The sequence below is a fragment of the Trinickia violacea genome (assembly GCF_005280735.1).
Taxonomy (GTDB): domain Bacteria; phylum Pseudomonadota; class Gammaproteobacteria; order Burkholderiales; family Burkholderiaceae; genus Trinickia_A; species Trinickia_A violacea.
In genome coordinates this window covers 853,483-877,865 of record NZ_CP040077.1, presented here as the reverse complement: position 1 = coordinate 877,865, position 24,383 = coordinate 853,483, and the positions used below count along the sequence as shown (strand labels likewise).

The window sequence follows — 24,383 nt, the reverse complement described above, 5'->3', positions numbered from 1 at the left end:
GCACCGGCAAGCCTATAGAAAGACCGGCTCCGCCTCCAGCTCGACCCCGAAGCGCTCGAGCACATCCTTCTGAATCGCCCGCGCGAGTGCCAAGACTTCCGCGCCGGTCGCACCGCCGCGATTGACGAGCACGAGCGCCTGACGCTCATGCACGGCCGCCGCGCCCATCGCGCGGCCCTTCCAGCCGCACCGGTCGATCAGCCAGCCCGCCGCGAGCTTGACCCGCCCATCCGGCTGTCGATACGACACCAGTTCCGGCTCTCTTGCCTTCAACGCGTCGCACTGAGCGGCATCGACGACCGGGTTCTTGAAGAAGCTGCCCGCGTTGCCGAGCACGAGCGGATCGGGCAGCTTGGCGCGCCGCACCGCGACCACCGCGTCGAAAATCGCCTGCGGCGTCACGGCCAAGCCCGCAGCGCCGCCGCGCGCCGCCAGTTCGCGGGCGACGTCGGCATAGTCGGCGTGCGGCGCCCACGCCTTCGGCAGCTTGAACGTCACCGAAACGATGGCAAAACGATCGCGCCCTTCCCGCTTGAAAAAGCTGTCGCGATAGCCGAAGCGGCACGCGGCCGCGTCGAACTCGACGATTTCGCCGGTCGCCAACTCGACCGCCCGCAGCGACGCGAAGCGCTCGCACATCTCGAGCCCGTACGCTCCGATATTCTGAATCGGCGCCGCGCCGACCGTGCCCGGAATCAGCGCGAGGTTTTCGAGGCCAGGCAATCCCTCGGCAAGCGTCCAGGCGACGAAGTCGTGCCAGTTTTCGCCCGCGGCCGCCTCGACATACCAGGCTTCATCGTCCTCTCGCACGATGCGCTTGCCGCGCAGTTCGATCAGCAGCACCAGCCCGTCGAAATCGCGCGTCAGCACCACATTGCTGCCGCCGCCCAGCACGAGCATCCGCTCGCCCGCCACGCGCGAATCGCGCGCGATGCCGATCAATTGATCTTCGCGCTCGATCTTGCAGAGCAGGCGTGCGCGCACGTCGATACCGAACGTGTTGTACGGGCGCAGCGACGCGTCCGGAACGAACGAGACGGAATCGGGCGAATGGCCGGGCGAACAATCGGGCAATGACATCGGGAATCGCTTTCATGCCGCAACGCCGCCGCATCGCGAAGCGCGGCGGCCTTGGGCAAAAGATGAAGGGGTCGGTAGAATGGCGTTCGGTTCGTGATTATAGCGAGTGCCTGCCGCGAGAGCCGCGGCGCGACGCCAAAGGCGCAGGCACCGCCGCTCTATACAGGGAGAAAGCAATGCCATCGTTCGACGTCGTTTGCGAAGCCAACATGATCGAAGTCAAGAACGCGATCGAGCAGTCCAACAAGGAAATTTCGACGCGTTTCGACTTCAAGGGGTCCGACGCGCGTGTCGAGCAGAAGGAAGGCGAACTCACACTGTTCGCCGACGACGACTTCAAGCTCGGCCAAGTGAAAGACGTGCTGCTGTCGAAAATGGCGAAGCGCAATGTGGACGTGCGCTTCCTCGACTACGGCAAGATCGAGAAGATCGGCGGCGACAAGCTGAAGCAGGTCGTGACCGTGAAGAAAGGCGTGTCGGGCGATCTCGCGAAGAAGATCGTCAGGCTCGTGAAGGACAGCAAGATCAAGGTTCAGGCAAGCATCCAGGGCGACGCGGTGCGTATCTCGGGAGCCAAGCGCGACGACCTGCAAAGCGTGATCGCGATGCTGCGCAAGGACGTGACCGATACGCCGCTCGACTTCAACAACTTCCGCGATTGATTTGAATCGTTGAGCCAAGCGGCCAGGCTCGAAGCCCGGCCGCAGCCATCAATGCTTGCGAGCCGGCGCACCGCCGGCGTCACGCTTCTTTTCTCCGATCCGGCTTTCCTGCCCGGCAATCAGCTTCGAAATATTCGCGCGATGGCGCCAGATGAGCAGCGCGCTCATCGCGAAGACGGCCCAGGCCACGCGGTTTTCGCCGAACAAAAAGATGTCGAAGAGCGGCGCGAACACGGCGGCACACAGCGCAGCCAGCGACGAATAACGGAAAAAGAACGCGATGATGAGCCACGTGAGCGCGGTCGCGAGACCGAGCACAGGGTGAATCGCGAGCAGCACGCCCGCCGCCGTCGCCACGCCCTTGCCGCCCTTGAATTTGAAGAAGACCGGATACAGGTGACCGAGGAAAACGGCGATTGCGGCGAGCGCGATCGCCGTATCGTCGAGTCCGAAGCGCGGGCCGTATTGCGCGACGAGCCACACCGCGAGCCAGCCCTTGAACGCATCGCCGATCAGCGTGAGAATCGCCGCCTTCTTGTTGCCGCTTCTGAGCACATTCGTCGCGCCGGGGTTCTTCGAGCCGTACGAGCGCGGGTCGGCCAGCCCCATTGCAGCGCTGACGATCACGGCAAACGACACCGATCCGATCAGATAGGCAGCAACAGTGGCGATCAGGATTTCCATGTAAGGGACTCTTCCAACGTATCGTTATCGAGGACTGCGCCGCGAGCCGAAAGCCCGTGGCGAACCGGCGCTCATTCTACCGAAGCGCCGTCGCGGAGAAGATCCTTGCTTTCCCTGTCCGCCGCCGACGCCGCGCCATCGCGGCAGGCCGCCGCCGCAAACATTCAATCGACGCTGGCGCACTGCACGGGCTTCGCCTCCAGCAGCGCCGTCACCACGCCGGGCGCCAGGCTCACGAGGTAGCCGCGCTTGCCGCCGTTCAGATAGATCGTGTCGAGTTCGAGGATGCTCGATTCGATATACACCGGCATCGCCTTCTTGGTGCCGAACGGCGACGTGCCGCCGACGAGATAGCCGGAATGCCGGTTCGCCACCTCGGGCTTGCAGGGCTCGACGCGCTTCGCGCCGATCTGCCGCGCCAGATTCTTCGTGGAGACGGTGCGGTCGCCGTGCATCAGCACGATCAGCGGCTTCGCGTGCTCGTCTTCCATGACGAGCGTCTTGACGACGCGATGTTCGTCGACGCCGAGCTGCCGCGCGGACTCGGACGTGCCGCCATGCTCCACGTACTCATAGGGATGCTCGCCGAAGCTCACCTTGTGACGTCGCAGAAACTGCGTGGCGGGGGTTTCGGAAACGTGTTTCGATTTGCTCATGGGCGCATTCTAGCGGCGCCCATGACTCGGATCCAACCCTCACCCTCGCGGATGATGCGCCGCGTGCAGCGACTTGAGCCGCTCGCGCGCCACGTGCGTGTAGATCTGCGTCGTCGAGATATCGGTGTGCCCAAGCAGCAGTTGCACGACGCGCAGATCCGCGCCGTGATTGAGCAAGTGCGTCGCGAACGCGTGCCGCAGCGTGTGCGGCGACAGCGGCGCGTGCACATCCGCCGCGCGCGCATGGCGCTTGATGATGTTCCAGAACTGCTGACGCGTCATGCCGTCGCCGCGGTTCGTCACGAAGAGCGCGTCCGCCGCGCGTGCGCCGAGCAACGCGGGCCGCGCGTCGCGCAGATAGCGCTCGATCCAGCCGTGCGCCTCCTCGCCGAACGGTATCAGCCGTTCCTTCGAACCCTTGCCGAGCACGCGTACAACGCCTTCGTTCAGGCCGACTTCGACCGTCTTCAGCGTGACGAGCTCGGTGACGCGCAAGCCGCTCGCGTACATCAGCTCGAGCATCGTGCGGTCGCGCAGGCCGAGCGGCGTATCGATATCGGGCGCGCCGAGCAGCGCTTCGACTTGCGCTTCGGTCAGCGTCGACGGGAAACGCGGCGGCTGCTTGGCGGAGCGGATCTTGAGCGTCGGGTCGGATGCGGCGCGGCGCTCGCGCACCGCCCACGCGTAGAAGCGCCGAAACACCGAGAGCCGCCGGTTCGCCGAAGTCGCCTTGTCGCCGCGGCGCGCGGCGATGTAGCCGTTCAAATGGAGTTCGCTCGCACCGTCGATCGACGCCGAATGCGTGCTCGCGAGCCATTCGGCAAACAGACGCAAGTCGCGGCGATAGGCGTCGAGCGTGTTGCGCGAGAGGCCGTGCTCGAGCCACAGCGCGTCGCAGAACGCATCGATCGAATCGGTGCTCGCCGTGAACGACGGCGATGGCGGCGGAGCGTCTTCAGCGAAAACGGTGACATGGGTGGCATCGGTCATATCGCGGCTCATGCGTATTGAAGCAACCCTTCGTGAGCGAGCAGCCAGCGTTTCGTGCGGCGCAAGTAGCCTTCCTCCGCCTCGTGCGCAAAGCCGCCGATACCGCTTGCCGCCACGACGCGATGGCACGGAATCACGAGCGGAAACGGGTTGTCCCCGCACGCCTGACCCACCGCGCGCGCCACGCTGCCGACTTCCTTCGCGAGCTGCCCGTAGGTCAGCACTTCGCCCGGCGCAATCGCACAAATGCCCTTCCACACGCGTCGCTGGAATTCGGTGCCGACCGCAGCGAGCGGCAGATCGAAGGTTGCGCGCGCGTCTTCGAAGTAGCGCTCGATCTGAAGCGCGGCGCGCGCCGCAAGCGGCGAATCCGGCTCGACGCGCGGCGCCGTGTCCGGCAGATAAATGATTTCGCGCACTTTCACGCCGTCGGTCCGAATGCCGATTTTGCCGAACGGCGCGTCGATCACTGCATTGAACATGCTGCCTCCCGCCGGGCCGCCCCAAGGGAGGCAGCCGCCCCCTCGGGGGGCATCGAACGATAGTGAGTGTAGGGGTCGTTCATATTCTCTCCCAATGTGCTTGCGACCGCTCGTCATGCGGCCGCAAGCGCCCACTGCACGTGCTCACGAACGAGCGGCGACTCATCATCGGCGCGGCGCCTCAGAGCGGCAACGATATCCGCACGCGCCGCTGCGTCGATCGATGAAGCCTCCGCGCGCAACGCATTGCCCATCGCAACCGCAATGTTGCGCAGCCACCGCTCGTAACCGATACGCCGGATCGCGCTGCCCTGCATCCGCGTGTCGAATTCGTCCGCGCTCCAGCCGAACAATTCGACGAGCGTCGCACGATCCAGGCCGTGCCGCACGTCGAAATCGCCGACGGGCGCGGCCTGCGCAAACTTGTTCCACGGACACACGAGCTGACAATCGTCGCACCCGTAGACACGATTGCCGATCAGCGGCCGCAAGTCTTCCGGAATGCTGCCCTTCAATTCGATCGTCAGATACGAAATGCAGCGCCGAGCGTCGACTCGATAGGGCGCGACGATCGCGCCGGTCGGACACGCGTCGATGCAGCGCGTGCATTGCCCGCAATGCGCACCCGGCGTCTCCGGCGCGTGCTTGGGCGACGTTTCGGCGTCGGTCGGCAGCGGCACGTCGACATAGATTTCGCCGATGAAGAACAACGAACCGGCATCGCGCTGCAGCAGCAACGTGTGCTTGCCGCGCCAACCGATGCCCGCTTTCTGCGCGAGCTCGATTTCGAGCACCGGCGCCGAATCGGTGAACACGCGATAACCGTATGCACCGATCTCGTTTTCGATGCGCTCCGCGAGCTGTTGCAGCCGGTTGCGCATGACCTTGTGATAGTCGCGACCGCGAGCGTAGATCGAGACGACAGCCGAGGACGGATCGGTCAGGCGCGCCATTTCATGCGCGCGCCAGCTGCCGGTTTTCGCGCTTGGCGCGCCGCCCGCGAGACGGTTCGACAACGCCTCCGGCGCACCCGGCAACGCGTCCGCCCCGCCGGCTGACGCCGCGCTTTCGTCCGCCTTTCCCGCGAGCGTCGAAGCCGGCAGATAGGCGATCCGCGCGGTAATCACGCGTAGCGTACCGGCCACAAGCTCGGCCGGGCGCGCGCGTTTCAGGCCATGTTTGGCCATATAATCCATCTCGCCGTGGCAGCCCGCCTCGAGCCACGCGGCCAAGCCCGCCTCGGCATCCGAGAGGTCGATATCGCTGATACCGACCGCACCGAAACCCAACTCGCGCCCCCACTCCTTGATGCGCTGCGCGAGCGCCGCCAACGCGGCTTCGTCGAAGCAGCGCGATGCACGGCGGTCGTCATCGGACAAAGGCGCGTGGGACACGGAATGTTCCGGACATCGGTTCATCACGCTATTTTACGAGAATGCCCGTCAAGCCCGATCTCTCGACTCACGTAACCGCGAGCCCGCTACTCGAGCGCCGTTTCGCGCTCGCGGACGAAGCCGCCACCGACGCATTCGGCGCGCGCTTCGGGGCCGCCATCGAGAGCGTGCGAAGCGAAACGCGCAGCGATCGTCCGTTCAACGGGCTGCATGTGCAGCTGATCGGCGAACTCGGCGCGGGCAAAACGACCCTCGTGCGCGCGACGTTGCGCGGGCTCGGCCACACGGGCCGCGTGCGCAGCCCGACCTATACGCTCGTCGAGCCGTACGCGCTCGAGAGGCCCGATGGGGAACTCGAGCTTTACCATTTCGATCTCTACCGCTTTACCGATCCGGCCGAATGGGCCGACGCGGGATTTCGCGAGTATTTCAATTCCGCTGCGATCTGCCTCGTCGAATGGCCGCAGCAGGCAGGGGGCTTGCTCGGCGTTCCGGATCTCGTTCTATCGCTGGACGTGGCCGGCGACGGCCGCACGCTCGATGCGCGCGCGTACAGCGAATCAGGAAAAGCATGTCTAGAAAGATGTTAATCAAGCCGTTCCAATCGATCGAATCGGCCGCGACCGCAACGCACAACTGGCGACGCCGGCAGGTGCTGCGCGCGAGCGCGTCGACGCTCGTGCTCGGGCTCGCCGCGCCGTTCATCGCGCCGCGCATGGCCTGGGCGAGTTCCGTGCTCGGCGTGCGCGTGTGGCCCGCGCGCGATTACACGCGCGTGACGATCGAATCGGATCAGCCGCTGCAAACCACGCAGACGCTCTTGGCCGCGCCGGATCGCCTTGTCGTCGACTTGAACGGTCTCGATCTCGACCAGGAACTCAAGGACCTCGTCTCGAAGATCACGCCGAACGATCCGCAGATTCAAGCCGTGCGCGTCGGCCAGTATCAGACGCATGTGGTGCGGATGGTGTTCGACCTCAAAGGACAGGTGAAGCCGCAGGTGTTCTCGCTGCAGCCGGTCGGCAGCTACAAGTACCGGCTCGTGTTCGACCTGTATCCCGCCGTCGCACCCGACCCGCTGATGGACCTCCTCGCGCAGACCGAGCGCAAGGAGCAGCGTCTGAACCAGGGCAACCAGGCGTTCACCCCCGCCCCGCTCGCGGGGCCCGCCGCGCCGCCCCCGGCCGGGGCCACGGCCGACAACAGCGAGGCGTTCTTTCAGCAATATGCGCAGAACACGCCCGGTTCCGACGTGCCGCGCCCGCCCGTACCGACTGCACCAGCCGCACCCGCCGCCTCATCGCGCGCACCGGCCAAGCCCGCGGCTCCGCCCGCTGCCCCGCCGGCAATCGCGCGCAACAACAGCGACGACACTAGCAACGGCGACGCCTACGGCTTCACGACGCCCTCGAAACCCGGCACCGGCAATACGATCCGGCTCTTGACGGTGGCGATCGATCCGGGCCACGGCGGCGAAGACCCGGGCGCGATCGGCAGCGCGGGAACCTACGAGAAACACATCGCGCTCGACATCGCCAAGCGCCTGCGCGCCAAGATCGACGCCCAGCCCAACATGCGCTCGATGATGACGCGCGACGCCGACTTCTTCGTGCCGCTCAACGTGCGCGTGCAGAAGGCGCGGCGCGTCGGCGCGGACCTGTTCGTCTCGATCCACGCAGACGCGTTCACGACGCCGGCCGCACGCGGCTCTTCGGTGTTCGCGCTGTCGGACCACGGCGCGTCGAGCGCGGCTGCGCGCTGGATGGCGAACAAAGAAAACTCGTCGGACCTGATCGGCGGCATCAACGTAAAGACGCAGGACGAGTCGGTGAACCGTGCGCTCTTCGACATGTCGACCACCGCGCAGATCCGCGACTCGCTGCGCTACGGCGGCTTCGTGCTCGACGAGGTCGGCGAAATCAACAAGCTGCACAAGGGCTCGGTCGAACAAGCGGGCTTCGCGGTGCTGAAAGCGCCTGACATTCCGTCGATCCTCGTGGAAACCGCGTTCATCAGTAACCCCGAAGAAGAGCAGAAGCTCAACGACGAAGCCTATCGCGACAAGATGGCCGACGCGATCCTGAAGGGCATCAAGCGCTATTTCGCGGCGAATCCGCCGTTAGCGAAGAATCGCATGGCCTAACGCGCCGCGGGCATCGTCCGAACGGCTAATGCTGTGGTCGGCGGCCTGTCCCTCCGACCACAGCGCAGTAGAATGGGCGCTCTCCGTTCCACTCAACGCAGCGCACCAACGCTGCATGTGAGGGGCGTTCGCTCCGAAGCGCAAGCGCCCGTCGACACAGGACACCGCCATGCCCGACTCGATCAAAGCCATCCTCAAGCCCCATGTCCGCGACGTCGGCGGCCTCGCCGTGCGGCGCGTTCTACCGGCCATGGCCGCCCGCCTGATCGGCCCGTTCATTTTCTTCGACCACATGGGGCCCGCCACACTCACGCCGGGCACCGGTCTCGACGTGCGCCCGCATCCGCATATCGGGCTGGCGACGGTCACCTATTTGTTCGAAGGCTCGATCATGCATCGCGACAGCATCGGCTCGGTCCAGAAGATCGTTCCCGGCGACGTGAACTGGATGACGGCCGGGCGCGGCATCGTCCATTCGGAGCGCACGCCCGATGAAGAGCGCGGGCGGGGCCTGACGATGCATGGGATCCAGACTTGGGTCGCGCTGCCGCTCGAGCACGAGGACGACGAACCTTTCTTCGAGCATCACGCCGCCGCCACGTTGCCGCAAATCGAGCGCAACGGCGTGACGCTGCGCGTGATCGCCGGCACCGCGTTCGGCGAGACTTCGCCGGTCACGACGTTCTCGGGCACGCTCTATGCAGCCGCGCATTTCGCGCCGGGCAGCGCGTTCGCGCTCGAGCCCGAGCATGACGAGCGCGGCGTCTATCTCGTGGAGGGCGACCTGTCGATCGACGGCGAGCCCCTCGCTGTCGAGCAAATGGCGGTGCTCACACCGGGCGAGACGGCCACGCTCGCGAGCCGGGCAGGCGCGACCGTGATGCTGCTCGGCGGCGAGAAGCTCCCGGGCGAGCGTTTCATCGAATGGAATTTCGTCGCGAGTTCGCGCGAGAAGATCGCGCACGCCAAGGAAGCGTGGATGCGGCAAGAGATGGGCAAGATTCCAGGCGAGACGGAATGGATTCCGCTGCCGGAGCGCGCGGCGCGGTGAACGGAACGCGCCGTTGAAAGGCACCATTGAAAGCCGTTGCTCCGCCCCCATCTCGCAAGCAAGCGTCGAGCCGCTCCCGAAGCGCTCACCGGACACCATTTGACGAGGATGCGATGGACACCACCCTAGCCACTTTCGAAAAAGACGTCATCGAGGCGTCGCTGATGCAGCCGGTCCTGGTCGATTTCTGGGCACCGTGGTGCGGCCCGTGCAAGTCGCTCGGCCCAATGCTCGAAAAGCTCGAGCAGGAGCATGCGGGCAAGTGGAAGCTCGTGAAGGTGAACGTCGACGAGAATCAGCAGCTCGCCGCGCACTTCCAGGTGCGCAGCATTCCGCATGTGATCGCCTTCGCCGAAGGGCAGGCCGTCGATCAATTCATCGGCGTGCTGCCTGAAGGGCAATTGCGCGAATTCATCGATCGTCTCGTGCCGGACCCGGCCCAGGCCGAACGCCGCGCCGCACAGTTCGCGCTCGAGGAAGGTCAAACGGGCGAGGCGCTCGACCACCTGAAGGCCGCGCTCGCGCTCGATCCGGGCTACGACGATGCGCGCCTCGACCTGATCGAGCTGCTGATCGCACATGATCGCGTCGAGGATGCGCGCGCCGAAGCCGAACTGTTGTCGCCGAAGGTCAAGCAAGGGGTCGATCCGCGCTATAACGCGCTGAAAACGCGGCTCGACGCGCTCGATGTCGCAACCGACCTGCCGCCCACCGATGCGCTCGAAGCCCGGGTCGCCGCGAATCCGGGCGATCTGGAAGCGCGCTTCGATCTGGCCAATGCGTTGATCGCACGCCGCGACTACGCGGGTGCGCTGGGGCACTTGCTCGAAATCGTCCAACGCGACCGGTCGTTCCGCGAAGACATCGGGCGCAAGACCATGCTCTCGGTTTTCGATCTTGCGGCACACCAGCCGGAGCTGGTGTCGCAGTGGCGACGCAAGCTCAGTGCCGCACTGAACTGAGTCTTCAGATCTCGCGCGGATCAAGCGCCTCTCAAGCGGCCGCTTTCGCCAGTGCGCGCAACGCGTGGGCGGCGGCCGCGAACCCGAAGCTCGCCGTCACGCACACGCTCGAGCCAAAACCCGCGCAGTTCAGCCCGACCGGGCCCGTGTGGCCCGGCGATGTGCTCACGTGCTGCGCTTCTTCATCGATATCGCACACGGCCGCCTCCGGATAGATCAGCGGCTCGTCGGAATACACGGCGCTCACCTTGAATTTCGCTTTCGGTCCGCGCGGAAAGCCGTGCTGCTTGCGCAGTTGCGCGCGCACTTTCGAAAGCAGCGGGTCCTGAATCGTCAGCGCGAGGTCGTCGATGCGGATGCGCGTCGGGTCGAGCTGCCCGCCCGCGCCGCCCACCGTCACGAGCGGTTGCCCGCGCTCGACGCACCATGCGATCAGCGCCGTCTTCGTGCGCACGCTGTCGATGGCGTCGATCACGTAGTCGAAGCCGCAGCCGAGCAAGGCGGCGAAGTTGTCCGGCTCGACGAAGTCCTCCACGAGCCGCACGTCGCACGCCGGATTGATCAGCGCAACGCGCTCGGCCATCGCCTCGACCTTCGGCTTGCCGAAGTTGCCGTCGAGCGCGTGGATCTGCCGGTTCGTGTTGCTTTCCGCGACGTTGTCCAGATCGATGAGCGTCAAACTGCCGACCGCGTTGCGCGCAAGCGCCTCGACGGCCCACGAGCCGACCCCGCCGATCCCGATCACCGCCACGTGCGAGCGCTCGAACGCCGCGAGCGCGGGCGCGCCGTAGAGGCGCGACACGCCGCCGAAGCGGCGCGCACGATCCGCGTCAAACTCGTCTGCGCGGCTGGTAGTAAGATCGGGACTCGTCGCGGAGGCGCGGGGGCTGGACATGGCGATGTGGACCAACAGGCGGAATTCGAAGCCGATATTTTGCCTGATCGTCGCCAAACGCTCGCGAATCATGCCGCGCCGACGCAAGTTTTTTACGCCTTCGCTATACTGAATCAATTGAAGTGTTCGCATAAGAATATGAGCACACTTGCCGAACTTCGCAAAAACTACGCGCTCGGGTCGCTTGACGAATCAGACGTGGATCGCGATCCGATCCGCCAATTCGACCTGTGGTTCAAGCAGGCAGTCGACGCCAAACTGCCCGAACCGAACACCATGACGCTCGCCACCGTCGACGAACACGGCCGTCCATCGGCACGCATCGTGCTTATCAAGGGTGTCGACGAACGTGGCTTCGTGTTCTTCACGAACTACGAGAGCCGCAAGGGCCGCGATCTCGCACATAACCCGCACGCCAGTCTCCTTTTCTACTGGATCGAACTCGAGCGACAAGTCCGCATCGAGGGCGCCGTCGTCAAAACGAGCGCGCAAGAAAGCGATGCGTATTTCACGTCGCGGCCGCTCGGCTCGCGCATCGGCGCTTGGGCGTCGGATCAAAGCCAAGTGATCGCGAACCGCACGGTGCTCGAAGCGCGCGAGCGCGAAATGAGCGAGCGTTATGGCGAAAACCCGCCGCGCCCGCCGCATTGGGGCGGCTACCGGCTCGTTCCCGACACGATCGAATTCTGGCAGGGACGCCCCTCGCGCCTGCACGACCGCGTGCTGTACACGCGCGAACCCGGCAGCGATTGGCGCATTTCGCGGCTTTCGCCCTGACGCTTTGATGCGTCGGCGCGGGGCTGTGCGAATACGGCGCACCGCCCCGTCAGCCGATTCGAGCGCGGCCTAAGCGGACGGCCTACTGTTGCCGCGACGCCTTGCCTCTTTTTACCGCTCCGCCAGTCTCCGAGCGAGCTTGCGTAACGGTCGAATGGTTGCTTTGCCTTTCATTTCATCGGACACGGAGAAAGAACATGTTCTGGGAGAAAAAGCTGGCGCAGTGGGTGCAGGATGTGCGGGAGAAGGCGAACATTCCTGCGCGCCTGGTGTTGTGGGACGGCCAGCAGCTCGACTTCGGGAGTTTCGCGGCGCCGCAGGTCACGCTGAAGGTCAATAGCGCATCGGCGCTGCCGCTCTTGCTCGAACCGAGCCTCGACAATCTCGGCGAAGCGTACGTCAAGGGCAAGATCGATATCGAAGGCAAGCTCTCCGACATCATCAACATCGGCTATTCGCTTGCGCGGAGCACGGTGACGAGCGCCAGCAAGCTGGCTCGCGTGCGCCGCTACTTCAATCACTCGAAAGCGTCGGACAAGAAGGCGATCCAGTATCACTACGACGTCTCGAACGAGTTCTACAAGCTGTGGCTCGACGAGAACATGGTCTATTCGTGCGCGTACTTCGAGAACGGCGACGAAGACATCGGCACCGCGCAGTTGAAGAAGATCGACCACATCCTCACCAAGATCCAGCTGCAGCCGGGCCAGCGCCTGCTCGATATCGGCTGCGGCTGGGGCGCGCTCGTGCTGCGCGCGGCGAGCAAGTTCGGCGCGAAGTGCGTCGGCGTCACGCTATCGCAGAACCAGTTCGATCTCGCCACCCAGCGCGTGAAAGACGCCGGCTTGCAAGACAAGATCGAGATTCGTCTGCAGGATTACCGCGACGTACCGGGCCAATTCGACCGCGTCACGAGCGTCGGCATGTTCGAGCACGTCGGCCGCAAGAATCTGCCCGAGTACTTCCGCAAGATCCACGATCTGCTCGTCGACGACGGCATCGCGATGAACCACGGCATCACGTCGACCGACTACAACAGCGGCGAGACGGCGCTGGGCGGCGGCGAGTTCATCGACCGCTACGTGTTCCCCGACGGCGAGCTGCCGCACATCAGCCTCGCGCTCGAATCGATGCAAATGGGCGGACTCGAGGCAGTTGACGTCGAGAGCCTGCGTCGGCACTATGCGCACACCCTCGACATCTGGGCCGACAATTTCGAAGCGAAGGCCGAAGAGGCGAAACAGCTCGTCGAAGACGAGAAATTCCGCATCTGGCGCGTGTACCTGGCGGGCTGCGCCTACGCGTTCGAGCACGACGACGTGTCGCTTTACCAAGTGGTGTGCCGCAAGGCCGGCCGCAGCGCAACGACGCTGCCGTGGTCGCGGCGCTATATGTACGAAAAACCGCTGTGATGCGCCCCGCGCGTCGCGCGGGTCAATCACAAGCGATCGATGGACGAAGGCAGGCCGCGCGACCTGGCGCGACAAGCGCACGACGAAGCAAACACCGGCGCATCCGAGGGCGAGCAATTCGATCTGTTCGGTGCGCCGGTGCCGTCTCCCGCAACGACCGGGTTGTCGTCGAAGCGCGAGGGCAGCGCCAAGCCTTCCGCGCCGCCGACTTCGGCCTTACCCGCTGAACCCAAACCCAAACGCCGTGCTCGGGAGGTGCTGCCCGCACCCCCCTCCCCCGAAGTGCTCGACGCCGCTGGCGCATTGCCGCCCCACGTGCACCTCGGCACATCGTCGTGGTCGTTCCCGGGCTGGCGCGGCATCGTCTACGGCGACGACTACAGCAACACGAAACTCGCGCGCGACGGCCTCGCGGCATACGGCGCGCATCCGCTGTTGCGGACAGTGAGCATCGACCGCTCGTTTTACGCGCCGCTCACGCTGACCGACTACCTGCGCTACGCCCAGCAGGTGCCCGACCATTTTCGCTTCATCGTGAAAGCGCCCGCGTCCGTGACCGACGCGACGGTGCGCGCCGAGCGCGGCGAGCCGGTCGCGCCGAATCCCTGCTTTCTGAATGCGCAGCTCGCCGTCGATGAATTCGTGCGGCCATGCCTCGAAGGGCTGGGCGCAAAGGCGGGGGCTTTGGTCTTCCAGTTTTCACCGCTGCCCGACGCCATGCTCGCCGAGCCGGCGGAGTTCATCGAGCGCCTCGCGCAGTTCTTCGCGGCGCTGCCGCCACTGCCAGAGGGGCCGTGTTATGCGGTGGAGATTCGCGACGCCTCTTTGCTCACGCCGCGCTTCATTCGGATGCTGCGCGCATGCGGCGTCCGCTATTGCGTCGGCTTGCACGCGCGCATGCCCGATCCGCTGCGCCAGGCGGCGGCGCTCGCGCTGCTCGATGGCGACACGCCGAGCGGTCCGCTCATCGTGCGCTGGAGCCTGCATCAAGGCTTCAAGTACGAACAGGCGAAAGCGAAGTACGACCCGTTCGACCGCCTCGTCGACGAAGACCCGAACACGCGCTCGGCGCTCGCCGAACTGGCGGCGCGTTACGCGCTGGCCGGGCAGCCGGTGCTGATCACGATCAACAACAAAGCGGAAGGTTCGGCGCCGCTGTCGTGCGTCGAACTGGGACGAGAAATCGGTGCGGCGTTTGCCCAGATGCGCGACGAAGCGGCCAAGGCTGAAGAAACGGACGAAACGCCGTAGTCGTTAGACGAGACGTGCGCGCGGGCCACGCCGCGCGCCGCCGCCCTCACACGCCCGGCTTCATCCGGTGCGCGAATTTCTTGCGGAACTTGGCCACCTTCGGCGCGACCACGAACGCGCAATACCCTTGATCGGGATGCTGCGCGAAGTAGTTCTGGTGGTAAGCCTCGGCGGGCCAATAGTTGCCGTCGAGCGGCAGGACCTGCGTGACGATCTGCCCGTCGTAGAGCCCCTCGGCGGCAATCTCTCGAATCACCTGCAGCGCCGTCTCGCGCTGCGCCTCCGAGTGAGTGAAGATCACCGACCGGTACTGCGTGCCGACGTCGTTGCCCTGCCGGTTCAATTGCGTCGGATCGTGGATCGCAAAGAAGATCTCGAGAATCTCCTTGTAGCCGATCTTCGCCGGATCGAAATCGACCTTCACGACTTCGGCGTGCCCGGTATGGCCGTCGCAGACGCGCTCGTAGGTCGGATGCTCGACCGTACCGCCCGCGTAGCCCGATTCGACCGCGGTGACGCCGTCGACGCCCAGATACACCGCCTCGAGACACCAGAAACAACCGCCGCCCAGCGTGGCGGTCTCGCTTGCTTGAGTCATGCCTGCTCCTCGTTGAATGGCGCGCTTAGCCGTTCAGCTTAGCGGTTTTTCGGCATTCCGGCGCAACGCCCCGGCACCGCGGCGTCCGCCAGCGAACCGATGAGAGATTCCGTTAAAATCCGAACAACTTGCCGATCTTCTACATGACTTTCGATTCAGCTTTTCCGATTCCCCGGCAGCGCGCCGCATTCACGCCTCTATTCAAAGGTATTCCCGCATGAAGCGCGCCAGCCCGCCGAACTTCGATACCCGCGCGTTCAAAGCCGCGCTAGGCCAGTTCGCCACCGGCGTCACCGTCATCACGACGCGCGCGTCGTCCGGCCAATTGATCGGCATCACCGCGAGCTCGTTCAACTCGGTCTCCCTCAACCCGCCGCTCGTGCTGTGGAGTCTCGCGACCAAATCGGCATCGATGCCGGTGTTCCAGTCGAACAGTCATTATGTCGTCAACGTGCTGGCGGCGTCGCAGCTCGATTTGTGCCAGCGCTTCGCGACGCTCAAGGGCGACCGCTTCGCCGGCGTGTCGCATGCGGCGGGCAATACGGGGATGCCGGTGCTCGAGGGCGCCCTCGCCTGGTTCGAATGCCATAACCGCAGCCGCTACGAAGAAGGCGATCACGTGATTTTCGTCGGCGAGGTCGAGCGCTGCGGCGTGCATGAAAATGCCGCCGATCTGAAGCCGCTCGTGTTCCAGGGCGGCGAATTCCACGGACTCGATCCGCTTTGAGCAAGCGGCCCGGCGAGCCGCGAGGCTGACGCCCGCCGCTATCGCTCCGCTTCCGGCGTCAGCCCTACGGGCACGCCGGTATCTTCCTTGAGCGTCTGCAGCACGATGTTCGAGCGGATGTCCATCACGCCCGGCGCCTTGTAGAGCTTCGAAATCACGAAGTCCGAGTAGTGCTTGAGGTTGTGCGCGAGCACGCGCAGCACGTAGTGGCTCTCCCCGGTCACCACGAACGCCCCCACCACTTCCGGCCATTCGCGCAGCGCGTCGGCGAAGTGCTCGTGCCAGTTTTCCTGGTCGTTGCGCATCGAGACCTGCACGAACGCCTCCAGCTCGAAGCCGAGCGCCTCCTTGTTCAGACACGCCCGATAGCGCTCGATCACCCCCTGGTCTTCGAGCAGCCGCAACCGGCGCAGACACGCCGACGGCGAGAGCGCGATCCGTTCGGCCAGGTCGAGGTTGCTGATCCGCCCCTCGTTCTGGAGGACGGTGAGGATACGGCAATCGGTGGCGTCAAGTGAGATCGCATTCATTTTTGGTCTCCCTTTTCGACTTATATCGAATTATGTTCTAGTCGGGGCGTCTGCGGGCGACTATTTCGCAAGCACTTTCTACTCGGTCTTGCCTATCATCGGTGCATCAGCACATTGAACAAGAGAGACCGAGGAGACATGGAGATGCTCTGGGATATCACCCCCGCCATCGACACCGCGACGCCCGTCTGGCCCGGCGACACACCGATCGGCATCGAGCGCGTCTGGAAGATGGAGGCCGGTTCGCCGGTCAACGTGGCGCGCGTGACGCTGTCGCCGCACACCGGCGCGCACACTGACGCGCCGCTTCACTACGACGAACAAGGCGCGGCGATCGGCGCGGTGCCGCTCGACGCCTACCTCGGGCGCTGCCGCGTGATTCACTGCATCGGCGCGTCGCCTGTCGTGACGCCGGAGCATATCGCCGCGAGCCTCGCCGACATGCCGCCGCGTGTGCTGTTGCGCACCTACGAGCGTGCGCCGCTCGCCGACTGGGACAGCGCGTTCTGCGCGGTCGCCCCTGAGACGATCGACTTGCTCGCCGCGCGCGGCGTAAAGCTCGTCGGCATCGACACGCCGTCGCTCGACCCGCAGGAATCGAAGACGATGGACGCGCACCGCCGGATTCGCGCGCATCGGATGGCGATTCTCGAAGGCGTCGTGCTCGACGCGGTCGCACCCGGCGACTACGAGCTGATCGCCCTGCCCCTCAAATTCGCGACGCTCGATGCGAGCCCGGTACGCGCAGTGCTGCGCGCACTGCCGGGCTCCTGATCGAGCATCGCCCCCGCAGCCGGCCGCCCGCAGCCGGTCGCCCATATTTACGCCATACCCCGACTCACAGGAACGACCCAGCCATGAAAACCCGTGAAGAAGCCCTCGCGCTCGACCGCGACGATCCCCTCGCCCATCTGCGCGACCAGTTCGCGCTGCATCCCGGCGTCATCTACCTCGACGGCAACTCGCTCGGCGCGCCGCCCGCCGCGGCCGCCGCCCGCGCGCAAGCCGTGATCGGCAGCGAATGGGGCGAGGGCCTGATCCGCAGCTGGAACACCGCCGGCTGGTTCGCGCTTCCGCGCCGCCTCGGCAACAAGCTCGCGCCGCTGATCGGCGCCGCGGACAACGAAGTCGTCGTCACCGATACGATCTCGATCAATCTGTTCAAGTTGCTGTCGGCGGCGCTCAAGCTCGCGAACGAGCGCGATCCGAAACGGCGCGTGATCGTCTCCGAGCGCTCGAATTTCCCGACCGATCTCTATATCGCGCAGGGCCTCATCGAACAGCTCGACCGCGGCTATGAGCTGCGTCTCGTCGACGATCCGTCCGAGCTGCCCGAGGCGATCGGCAGCGATACGGCCGTCGCGATGATCACGCATGTGAACTACCGCACCGGCTACATGCACGACATGGCTGCGACGACGAAGATGATCCACGACGCGGGCGCGCTCGCGCTGTGGGACCTCGCGCATTCGGCGGGTGCCGTGCCGGTCGATTTGAACGGCGTCGGCGCGGACTACGCGGTGGGTTGCACGTACAAGTATCTGAACGGCGGCCCCGGCTCGCCCGCCTTCGTCTGGGTGCCGCACCGGCACCAGAACGCGTTCTCGCAGCCGCTCTCGGGCTGGTGGGGGCATCGCGCGCCGTTCGAGATGCACCCCATCTATCGTCCCGACGACGGCATCGGGCGCTTTTTGTGCGGCACGCAGCCGATGGTGTCGATGGCGCTCGTCGAAGCCGGCCTCGACGTGTTCCTGCAGACCGATATGCACGCGATCCGCCGCAAGTCGCTCGCGCTGACCGACCGCTTCATCGAGCTGGTCGAGACGCGTTGCGCGGGGATGTCGCTCAAGCTCGTCACGCCGCGCGCGCATGGTCAGCGCGGCTCGCATGCGAGCTTCGAGCATCCGCACGGCTATGAAGTGATGCAGGCGCTGATCGCGCGCGGCGTGATCGGCGATTATCGCGAGCCGCATGTGCTGCGCTTCGGATTCACGCCGCTCTATACGCGCTTCGTCGATGTGTGGGATGCCGTCGAGACGCTGCGCGACGTGCTCGCGACCGACGCGTGGCGAGCCCCCGAATTCGCCGCGCGCGGCTCGGTGACCTAAAGGAGCTGCGATGACCGACCATATGCAATTGCCGGAAGACGCCAAGGCAGACGCCGCAGAGGCGGCCCCCGCGAAAGCGGACCACCGCGCGCAAGGCTGCCCGTTCGGACACGGCGGCGAAGGCGCATCACACGCCACGCACGCGCCGGCGCACGCCTCGCACGTGCCCGAAGCCGACGAAGGCTGGCACGACGCACAGCTCGACTTCTCGAAGTCGATGAGCTACGGCGACTACCTGTCGCTCGGGCCCATCTTGTCGGCGCAGCATCCGCTGTCGCCCGATCACAACGAGATGCTGTTCATCATCCAGCACCAGACGAGCGAGCTCTGGATGAAGCTCGCGCTCTACGAGCTGCGCGCGGCGCTCGATTGCGTGCATCGCGACGACCTGCCGCCGGCGTTCAAGATGCTGGCGCGCGTGTCGCGCATCCTCGAACAGCTCGTGCAGGCGTGGAGCGTGCTGGCGACGATGACACCGTCCGAGTACACGGCGATGCGTCCGTACCTCGGACAGTCGTCGGGGTTTCAGTCGTATCAGTACCGGCAGATCGAGTTTCTGCTCGGCAACAAGAACGATCAGATGCTCAAGCCGCACGCGCATCGTCCGGAGATATATGCCGAAGTGAAGGCGTCGCTCGAAGCGCCGTCGTTCTACGACGAAGTCGTGCGCCTGCTCGCGCGGCGCGGCTTTGCCATCGCGCCCGAGCGCCTCGAGCGCGACTGGTCGCAGCCGACCACGCACGACGCTTCGGTCGAAGCCGCCTGGCTCGAGGTCTATCGCAATCCGACGCAGCATTGGGAGTTGTACGAGATGGCCGAGGAGCTGGTCGATCTCGAAGATGCGTTCCGTCAGTGGCGCTTCCGGCACGTCACCACAGTCGAACGGATCATCGGCTTCAAGCAGGGCACGGGCGGCACGAGCGGCGCGCCGTATCTGCGCAAGATGCTGGACGTCGTGCTGTTTCCGGAGCTTTGGCACGTGCGAACGGTGCTTTGAGGATCCGGGCGGCCCGGCGGCAATGCTGGGCCGCCGGACCGCGTCGCGACTGCGCTCTGCGTTTTCTGATCACCCGGTCTGCAAGCGATGCATCAACGGCTTGAGCGCCGGATACAAATCCGCGTAGATCCCGAAGCGCTGCGCGTACAGGGCCTGCCGCCCGGCGTCGGGCCGCGCGCGCTCGACGAGCGTCACCCAGCCGCGCGCGGCGTCCTCGTTCGAAACGAGCCCCGCGCCGAGCGCCGCAAGCAAGGCCGCGCCCATCGCCGCCTCGACGTCCTGCTCGATCGTGTAGACCGGGAAGCCTGTCACGTCCGCGATGATCTGCATCCACAGGTCCGAATGCGCAGCGCCGCCGACGACGATCAGCCTGTCGTCGAGCCGCTGCGCGCCAAGACGCCCCGCCTCCATGTTGTGCTTCAGCGCAAACGACACGCCTTCGAGCACCGCGCGATAGCAATGCGCGCGCGTATGAAAGAGGTTCAAGCCGACAAACGCCCCGCTCGCCTGCGCATCCCAGACGGGGCTGCGCTCGCCCATGAGATAAGGCAGGAACAGCACGCCGTCGGCGCCGGCGGGAATGCGAGCGGCGGCGTCTTCGAGCAAGCGATGTGGATCGCCGTGCGCGGTCGCGCGCGCCGCTTCGTTCTCCTCGTGACAGAACTGCTCGCGAAACCACGTGATCGACGCGCCCGCCGTGATCGCGCCGCCGAACACGTATAGGTCGCGCGCGCCGTTGAACACGTGCGGCATCGCGACGAGCCCATGCCGCGCATCGACGCTCTGGTTGATGTAGCCCCAGCACATGCTCGTGCCGATCATTGCGACGTGCTGTCCGGCGCGCGTTGCGCCGGCGGCGAACGTCGCGACAGCCGCATCGACGCCGCCCGCCACGATCGGCGTCCCCACCTCGAGGCCGAGCTGCGCGGCCCACTGCGGCAGCAATGGCCCGACCACTTCCGACGAATCGACTAGCCGCGGCGGCATCATCGCGGCGGGGATGCCAAGCCTGTCCAGCGCTTCGCTGGACCATTCGCGGCGCGCGACATCGTAGACGCCGCCGATATTGCATGCCGAGCTGTGATCGACGGCGATCTCGCCGGTCAGGCGGTAAATCATGTAGGCATTGGGGGGCAGGAAGTAGCGTGTCTTCGCCCACACCTCGGGCGCGTTCTGCTTCAGCCACAGCATCTTCGTGAAGCCGTAGTAGCTGTCGACGCCATTGCCGGTGATCGCCTGCAACCGCGCGACATCGACGTTCTCGCGCACCCATTGCACCTGCGCAGTCGCGCGGCGGTCCATCCAGATCAGGCACGGAGAGAGCGGCTCGATCTCTCTGTCGACTGGAATGCCGGAGCCGCCGTACAGGCTGCTGACGCAGACCGCTTTGATCGACGCGCTCGCCACGCCCGCCGCCCGTGCCTTGTCGACGCAGCGCGCAATGCATTCGGTCACCGCGTCGAACCACACCGACGGCCATTGCTCGGCCCACAGCGGCTTCGGTGTGTCCGGCTGATAGCTGCTCGCGTGCTGCGCGACGATCGCGCCGTGCGTGTCGACGACGAGCGCCTTCGTGCTCTGCGTGCCGATGTCGACGCCGATGACGTAATCCATGTGGGTGTCTCCTCCAACTGCGTTTTCCTGTGCCGCCGATGATAGAGCAGCCGGCTCGCCGCCCGCTGCGGCCTCGCATTCCGTCGGCTCGGCATTGGTGCACCGCAGCAGTCGTATCTCGATGTGACGCCGCAAGGCGCGAGCGCTCCCGCACCCCGCGCAAACCTGCTCCGCACGCCGCAACGCGCCATCGAAATCCCCTCGCGCTCGCCTTGACTTTCCCCAACCCGAATACGATCATTCGTTCATCAAACGAGCAAATGCTCATTGCAACAACGACGGACATCGACATACAAAAAGGCGCAGGCCAAAAGAGAGGCGCGCGCCCTATTCGAGCAGGAGACACCCCATGAACACCCCCAGCGGCGCCGCTACGAACGTGATCCTGCACATCGGCGCGGGGTCGTTTCACCGCGCGCATCAGGCGTGGTATCTGCACCGGCTGAACGAGGCGTCGGGGCCGGACGAGCCGCAGTGGTCGCTCACCGTCGGCAACATCCGCGGCGACATGAACGCGGTGCTCGACGCGCTCGCCGCGCAGCACGGCGTCTACACGCTCGAAACCGTGACGCCGCAAGGCGAGCGCGCCTACGAAACGATCCGCGCGATCAAGCGCGTCGTGCCGTGGTCGCAGTCGCTTGCCGAACTGGTCGAGGCGGGCGCCGATCCCGCGTGCAAGATCGTGTCGTTCACCGTGACGGAAGGCGGCTACTACCTCGACGAGCACGACCGGCTCGACGCGACGAACCCCGATCTCGCCGCCGATCTCGCCGGCGCGCGCACCACGATCTACGGGGCGCTCGCCGCGATTTTGGAAGCGCGGATGGAGCGCCACGCGGGGCCCGTCACGCTGCAAAGCTGCGACAACCTGCGCAGCAACGGCGAGCGCTTTCACGCCGGGATGCGCGCGTTTCTCCAGCAGCGCGGGCAAACGGCTCTGCTCGCGTGGGTCAACGCGAACACCGCCTGCCCGAACTCGATGGTCGACCGCATCACGCCGCGCCCGACCGGCGACGTGAGCGAACGCGTCCTTGCCGCGACCGGCTTTAACGACGCGTGTCCGGTGATGGGCGAAGCCTTCATCCAATGGGTGATCGAGGACCGCTTCTGCGCGGGGCGCCCGGCATGGGAGCGGGTCGGCGCGGAGCTCGTCGAATCGGTGCTGCCGTACGAGGAGGCGAAGATCCGCATCCTCAACGCGACGCACAGCTGCATCGCATGGGCGGGCACGCTCGTCGGCCTCTCCTACATCCACGAGGGCACGCTCGATGCCGATATCCGCCGCTTCGCATACGACTACGTGACCGAAGACGTGATCCCGTGCCTCACGCCGAGCCCGCTCGATCTCGCGCGCTACCGCGACGTCGTGCTCGACCGCTTCAGCAATCCGTATATCCAGGACACGAACCAGCGCGTCGCCGCCGACGGCTTTTCGAAGATCCCCGGCTTCATCGCGCCGACGCTCAGCGAGTGTTTCAAGCGCGGCGTCAAACCGATGGCGACGGCGGTACTGCCGGCGCTGTTCTTCCGCTTCCTCGACCGCTGGCAGCGCGGCTCGCTGCCGTACGCATACCAGGACGGCGTCATGGACGAGCGCGCCGTCCGCGCATGCTTCGCGTCGACGGACCCGCTCGCGGCTTTCTGCGCCGAGCGGCTGCTGTGGGGCAGCATGGCCGGGACCGCGCAGCTCGAGGACGCCGTACGCACGGCGCTCGAACGTGTCGACGCATGGCTCGCTGAACGTGGCAAATGAGGCGGCAGGCGAGGTGACACGAAGGGCGGCACATGGTGCCGCCCTCTCAGGTCCAGCGCCCATTGGCGCATCGCGCCCCGCGCGGCTAAAGTAGCGCTTTCTCAACGACGCGATCCCTGCCCATGTTTCTCGGCATCGACCTCGGCACGTCCGAAGTGAAAGTGCTGCTGCTCGCCCCTGACTCACGCGTGGTCGGCACGGCGGGAACGCCCTTCACCGTCTCCCGTCCGCATCCGCGCTGGGCCGAACAGAATCCCGCCGACTGGTGGAGCGGCACACGCGCCGCCATCGCGGCCTTGCGCCACGCCCACCCCGCCGAGTTCGCGCAGATTCGCGGCATCGGCCTGTCGGGGCAGATGCACGGCGCGGTGTTGCTCGATAGCGAAGACCGCGTCTTGCGTGCGGCGATCCTCTGGAACGACATGCGCAGCGTCGACGAATGCGCGGAGCTGACCGAACGCGCGCCCGATCTGCACACGATCGCCGGCAACCTCGCGATGCCCGGCTTCACGGCGCCGAAGTTGCTGTGGGTCGCACGCCATGAACCCGAATTGTTCCGGCAAACCGCCTGCGTCCTGCTGCCCAAGGACTACCTGCGGCTGCAACTGACGGGAGGCAAAGTCTCCGATCCGTCCGACGCGGCCGGCACGCTATGGCTCGACGTCGCGCGCCGCGACTGGTCCGATACCCTGCTCGCCGCCTGCGGCATGCGCCGCTCGCAGATGCCGCGTCTGGCCGAAGGCAGCGAGCCGTCCGGCGTGCTGCGCGCCGAACTCGCGCGCGAGTGGGGTCTCTCAGGCGAGGTTGTCGTCGCCGCAGGCGGCGGCGACAACGCGACGAGCGCGATCGGCATCGGCGCGACGCAGCCGGGCGACGGGTTTGTGTCGCTCGGAACGTCGGGCGTGCTGTGCGTCGTCGGCGACCGCTTCCGGCCGAATCCGGCGTCCGCCGTCCACGCGTTTTGCCACGCGATTCCGGACCGCTGGCATCAGATGAGCGTGGTGTTGTCGGCGGCGAGCTGCCTGCGCTGGGTCTGCAAGCTGACCGGCACCGACGAGCCGACGCTGCTCGCCGAAGTCGAAGCGCTCGACGGCAGGACGCTGTCCGGCGCGCCGCTCTTTCTGCCGTATCTCTCGGGCGAGCGCACGCCGCACAACGACCCGTACGCGCAAGGCGTTTTCTTCGGCATGACGCACGCGACCGACCGCGCGCTGCTCGGCTACTCGGTGCTCGAAGGCGTGACGCTCGCGCTCGCCGACGGCCTCGATGCGCTCGCCGCGGCCGGCACCGAAGTGAGCGCGCTGTCGATGATCGGCGGCGGCGCGCGCAGCGCGTATTGGGCGCAATTGCTCGCCGACGCGCTCGCGACGAAAACCCGCAAGCACGGCGGCGGCGAAACGGGCGCCGCGCTTGGCGCAGCGCGCCTGGGCTGGCTCGCCGCGGGCGGCGACCCGGCGCAGGTGCTGACCAAACCGCCGGTCCAGGCCGAGTTCACGCCGAATGCCGAACGTCACGCACAACTGCGCGAACGGCTCACGGCTTATCGCGAGCTGTACCGCCACGTCCAGCCGCTTTTCGAGCCCTCTCGCAAGCGGCTCGCCTAATCGTTCTCATTCC

General features: G+C 65.9%; 24 protein-coding genes. 14 read left to right on the top strand and 10 right to left on the bottom strand.

Annotation, left to right across the window (positions count from 1 at the left end; genetic code table 11):
- Positions 1 to 12 precede the first annotated feature (12 nt).
- Positions 13 to 1,080, bottom strand: a complete 1,068-nt coding sequence (gene murB / locus FAZ95_RS03980; RefSeq protein WP_137331262.1) for a UDP-N-acetylmuramate dehydrogenase — start codon at positions 1,078 to 1,080, stop codon at positions 13 to 15.
- A 176-nt stretch (positions 1,081 to 1,256) separates the two neighbouring features.
- On the opposite strand from murB, the gene FAZ95_RS03975 reads away from it, so the two are divergent.
- A complete protein-coding gene (locus tag FAZ95_RS03975) occupies positions 1,257 to 1,742 on the top strand; it encodes a YajQ family cyclic di-GMP-binding protein (protein ID WP_137331261.1) in 486 nt (161 codons plus the stop codon).
- Between the two features lie 48 nt (positions 1,743 to 1,790).
- Here the strand turns inward: FAZ95_RS03975 and plsY are convergent, their stop codons facing one another.
- The 5 genes from plsY to queG form a co-directional block, all read right to left on the bottom strand.
- Positions 1,791 to 2,426: a glycerol-3-phosphate 1-O-acyltransferase PlsY gene (gene plsY / locus FAZ95_RS03970; protein WP_137331260.1), complete on the bottom strand. Its 636-nt coding sequence runs from the start codon at positions 2,424 to 2,426 to the stop codon at positions 1,791 to 1,793.
- A gap of 164 nt (positions 2,427 to 2,590) precedes the next feature.
- On the bottom strand, positions 2,591 to 3,082 hold the full coding sequence (ybaK, locus tag FAZ95_RS03965; RefSeq protein ID WP_137331259.1) for a Cys-tRNA(Pro) deacylase: 492 nt from the start codon (positions 3,080 to 3,082) through the stop codon (positions 2,591 to 2,593).
- 39 nt (positions 3,083 to 3,121) lie between these two features.
- Positions 3,122 to 4,072: a site-specific tyrosine recombinase XerD gene (gene xerD / locus FAZ95_RS03960; protein ID WP_137331258.1), complete on the bottom strand. Its 951-nt coding sequence runs from the start codon at positions 4,070 to 4,072 to the stop codon at positions 3,122 to 3,124.
- 8 nt (positions 4,073 to 4,080) lie between these two features.
- Positions 4,081 to 4,554 (bottom strand): methylated-DNA--[protein]-cysteine S-methyltransferase, encoded by a 474-nt coding sequence (locus FAZ95_RS03955; protein ID WP_137331257.1) that lies wholly within the window; start codon positions 4,552 to 4,554, stop codon positions 4,081 to 4,083.
- A gap of 113 nt (positions 4,555 to 4,667) precedes the next feature.
- Positions 4,668 to 5,972 (bottom strand): tRNA epoxyqueuosine(34) reductase QueG, encoded by a 1,305-nt coding sequence (gene queG / locus FAZ95_RS03950; RefSeq protein WP_137331256.1) that lies wholly within the window; start codon positions 5,970 to 5,972, stop codon positions 4,668 to 4,670.
- 17 nt (positions 5,973 to 5,989) lie between these two features.
- On the opposite strand from queG, the gene tsaE reads away from it, so the two are divergent.
- From tsaE to trxA, 4 genes are all read left to right on the top strand, one after another.
- Positions 5,990 to 6,538: a tRNA (adenosine(37)-N6)-threonylcarbamoyltransferase complex ATPase subunit type 1 TsaE gene (gene tsaE / locus FAZ95_RS03945; protein WP_137331255.1), complete on the top strand. Its 549-nt coding sequence runs from the start codon at positions 5,990 to 5,992 to the stop codon at positions 6,536 to 6,538.
- Positions 6,520 to 8,091 (top strand): N-acetylmuramoyl-L-alanine amidase, encoded by a 1,572-nt coding sequence (locus tag FAZ95_RS03940; protein WP_137331254.1) that lies wholly within the window; start codon positions 6,520 to 6,522, stop codon positions 8,089 to 8,091. The genes tsaE and FAZ95_RS03940 overlap by 19 nt, the downstream gene beginning before the upstream one ends.
- Positions 8,092 to 8,260: 169 nt before the next feature.
- Positions 8,261 to 9,142 (top strand): pirin family protein, encoded by an 882-nt coding sequence (locus FAZ95_RS03935; RefSeq protein ID WP_137331253.1) that lies wholly within the window; start codon positions 8,261 to 8,263, stop codon positions 9,140 to 9,142.
- Between the two features lie 113 nt (positions 9,143 to 9,255).
- A complete protein-coding gene (trxA, locus tag FAZ95_RS03930; RefSeq protein ID WP_137331252.1) occupies positions 9,256 to 10,104 on the top strand; it encodes a thioredoxin in 849 nt (282 codons plus the stop codon).
- 31 nt (positions 10,105 to 10,135) lie between these two features.
- On the opposite strand, the gene tcdA is transcribed toward trxA, so the two are convergent.
- Positions 10,136 to 10,999, bottom strand: coding sequence for a tRNA cyclic N6-threonylcarbamoyladenosine(37) synthase TcdA (gene tcdA, locus FAZ95_RS03925; RefSeq protein WP_137331251.1), 864 nt, complete (start codon positions 10,997 to 10,999; stop codon positions 10,136 to 10,138).
- Positions 11,000 to 11,137: 138 nt separating this feature from the next.
- On the opposite strand from tcdA, the gene pdxH reads away from it, so the two are divergent.
- From pdxH to FAZ95_RS03910, 3 genes are all read left to right on the top strand, one after another.
- Positions 11,138 to 11,776, top strand: a complete 639-nt coding sequence (pdxH, locus tag FAZ95_RS03920) for a pyridoxamine 5'-phosphate oxidase (protein ID WP_137331250.1) — start codon at positions 11,138 to 11,140, stop codon at positions 11,774 to 11,776.
- A 197-nt stretch (positions 11,777 to 11,973) separates the two neighbouring features.
- On the top strand, positions 11,974 to 13,188 hold the full coding sequence (locus FAZ95_RS03915) for a class I SAM-dependent methyltransferase (RefSeq protein WP_137331249.1): 1,215 nt from the start codon (positions 11,974 to 11,976) through the stop codon (positions 13,186 to 13,188).
- Positions 13,189 to 13,227: 39 nt separating this feature from the next.
- Positions 13,228 to 14,439, top strand: coding sequence for a DUF72 domain-containing protein (locus FAZ95_RS03910; RefSeq protein ID WP_175425515.1), 1,212 nt, complete (start codon positions 13,228 to 13,230; stop codon positions 14,437 to 14,439).
- A gap of 46 nt (positions 14,440 to 14,485) precedes the next feature.
- On the opposite strand, the gene msrA is transcribed toward FAZ95_RS03910, so the two are convergent.
- Positions 14,486 to 15,037, bottom strand: a complete 552-nt coding sequence (gene msrA, locus FAZ95_RS03905; protein ID WP_137331248.1) for a peptide-methionine (S)-S-oxide reductase MsrA — start codon at positions 15,035 to 15,037, stop codon at positions 14,486 to 14,488.
- A gap of 217 nt (positions 15,038 to 15,254) precedes the next feature.
- Between msrA and FAZ95_RS03900 the strand changes: the two genes are divergently transcribed.
- Positions 15,255 to 15,764 carry a flavin reductase family protein gene (locus FAZ95_RS03900; protein ID WP_137331247.1) on the top strand — a complete coding sequence of 170 codons (510 nt, stop codon included), beginning with the start codon at positions 15,255 to 15,257 and terminating at the stop codon, positions 15,762 to 15,764.
- A 38-nt stretch (positions 15,765 to 15,802) separates the two neighbouring features.
- On the opposite strand, the gene FAZ95_RS03895 is transcribed toward FAZ95_RS03900, so the two are convergent.
- Positions 15,803 to 16,294, bottom strand: a complete 492-nt coding sequence (locus FAZ95_RS03895; protein ID WP_137331246.1) for an Lrp/AsnC family transcriptional regulator — start codon at positions 16,292 to 16,294, stop codon at positions 15,803 to 15,805.
- 138 nt (positions 16,295 to 16,432) lie between these two features.
- On the opposite strand from FAZ95_RS03895, the gene kynB reads away from it, so the two are divergent.
- The 3 genes from kynB (at position 16,433) to kynA (ending at position 19,399) form a co-directional block, all read left to right on the top strand.
- A complete protein-coding gene (kynB, locus tag FAZ95_RS03890) occupies positions 16,433 to 17,068 on the top strand; it encodes an arylformamidase (RefSeq protein ID WP_137331245.1) in 636 nt (211 codons plus the stop codon).
- Between the two features lie 83 nt (positions 17,069 to 17,151).
- Complete coding sequence (gene kynU, locus FAZ95_RS03885) at positions 17,152 to 18,402, top strand: kynureninase (protein ID WP_137331244.1); 1,251 nt, start codon at positions 17,152 to 17,154, stop codon at positions 18,400 to 18,402.
- A gap of 10 nt (positions 18,403 to 18,412) precedes the next feature.
- Entirely contained in the window at positions 18,413 to 19,399 is a 987-nt protein-coding gene (kynA, locus tag FAZ95_RS03880; protein ID WP_254699803.1) for a tryptophan 2,3-dioxygenase, read from the top strand.
- Positions 19,400 to 19,468: 69 nt separating this feature from the next.
- Here kynA and FAZ95_RS03875 read toward each other — a convergent pair whose 3' ends face one another.
- Complete coding sequence (locus FAZ95_RS03875) at positions 19,469 to 21,013, bottom strand: FGGY-family carbohydrate kinase (RefSeq protein WP_137331243.1); 1,545 nt, start codon at positions 21,011 to 21,013, stop codon at positions 19,469 to 19,471.
- Between the two features lie 349 nt (positions 21,014 to 21,362).
- On the opposite strand from FAZ95_RS03875, the gene dalD reads away from it, so the two are divergent.
- Both dalD and xylB read left to right on the top strand, forming a co-directional pair.
- Positions 21,363 to 22,766 carry a D-arabinitol 4-dehydrogenase gene (dalD, locus tag FAZ95_RS03870; RefSeq protein WP_137331242.1) on the top strand — a complete coding sequence of 468 codons (1,404 nt, stop codon included), beginning with the start codon at positions 21,363 to 21,365 and terminating at the stop codon, positions 22,764 to 22,766.
- Between the two features lie 122 nt (positions 22,767 to 22,888).
- Complete coding sequence (gene xylB / locus FAZ95_RS03865) at positions 22,889 to 24,370, top strand: xylulokinase (RefSeq protein ID WP_137331241.1); 1,482 nt, start codon at positions 22,889 to 22,891, stop codon at positions 24,368 to 24,370.
- Positions 24,371 to 24,383 lie beyond the last annotated feature (13 nt).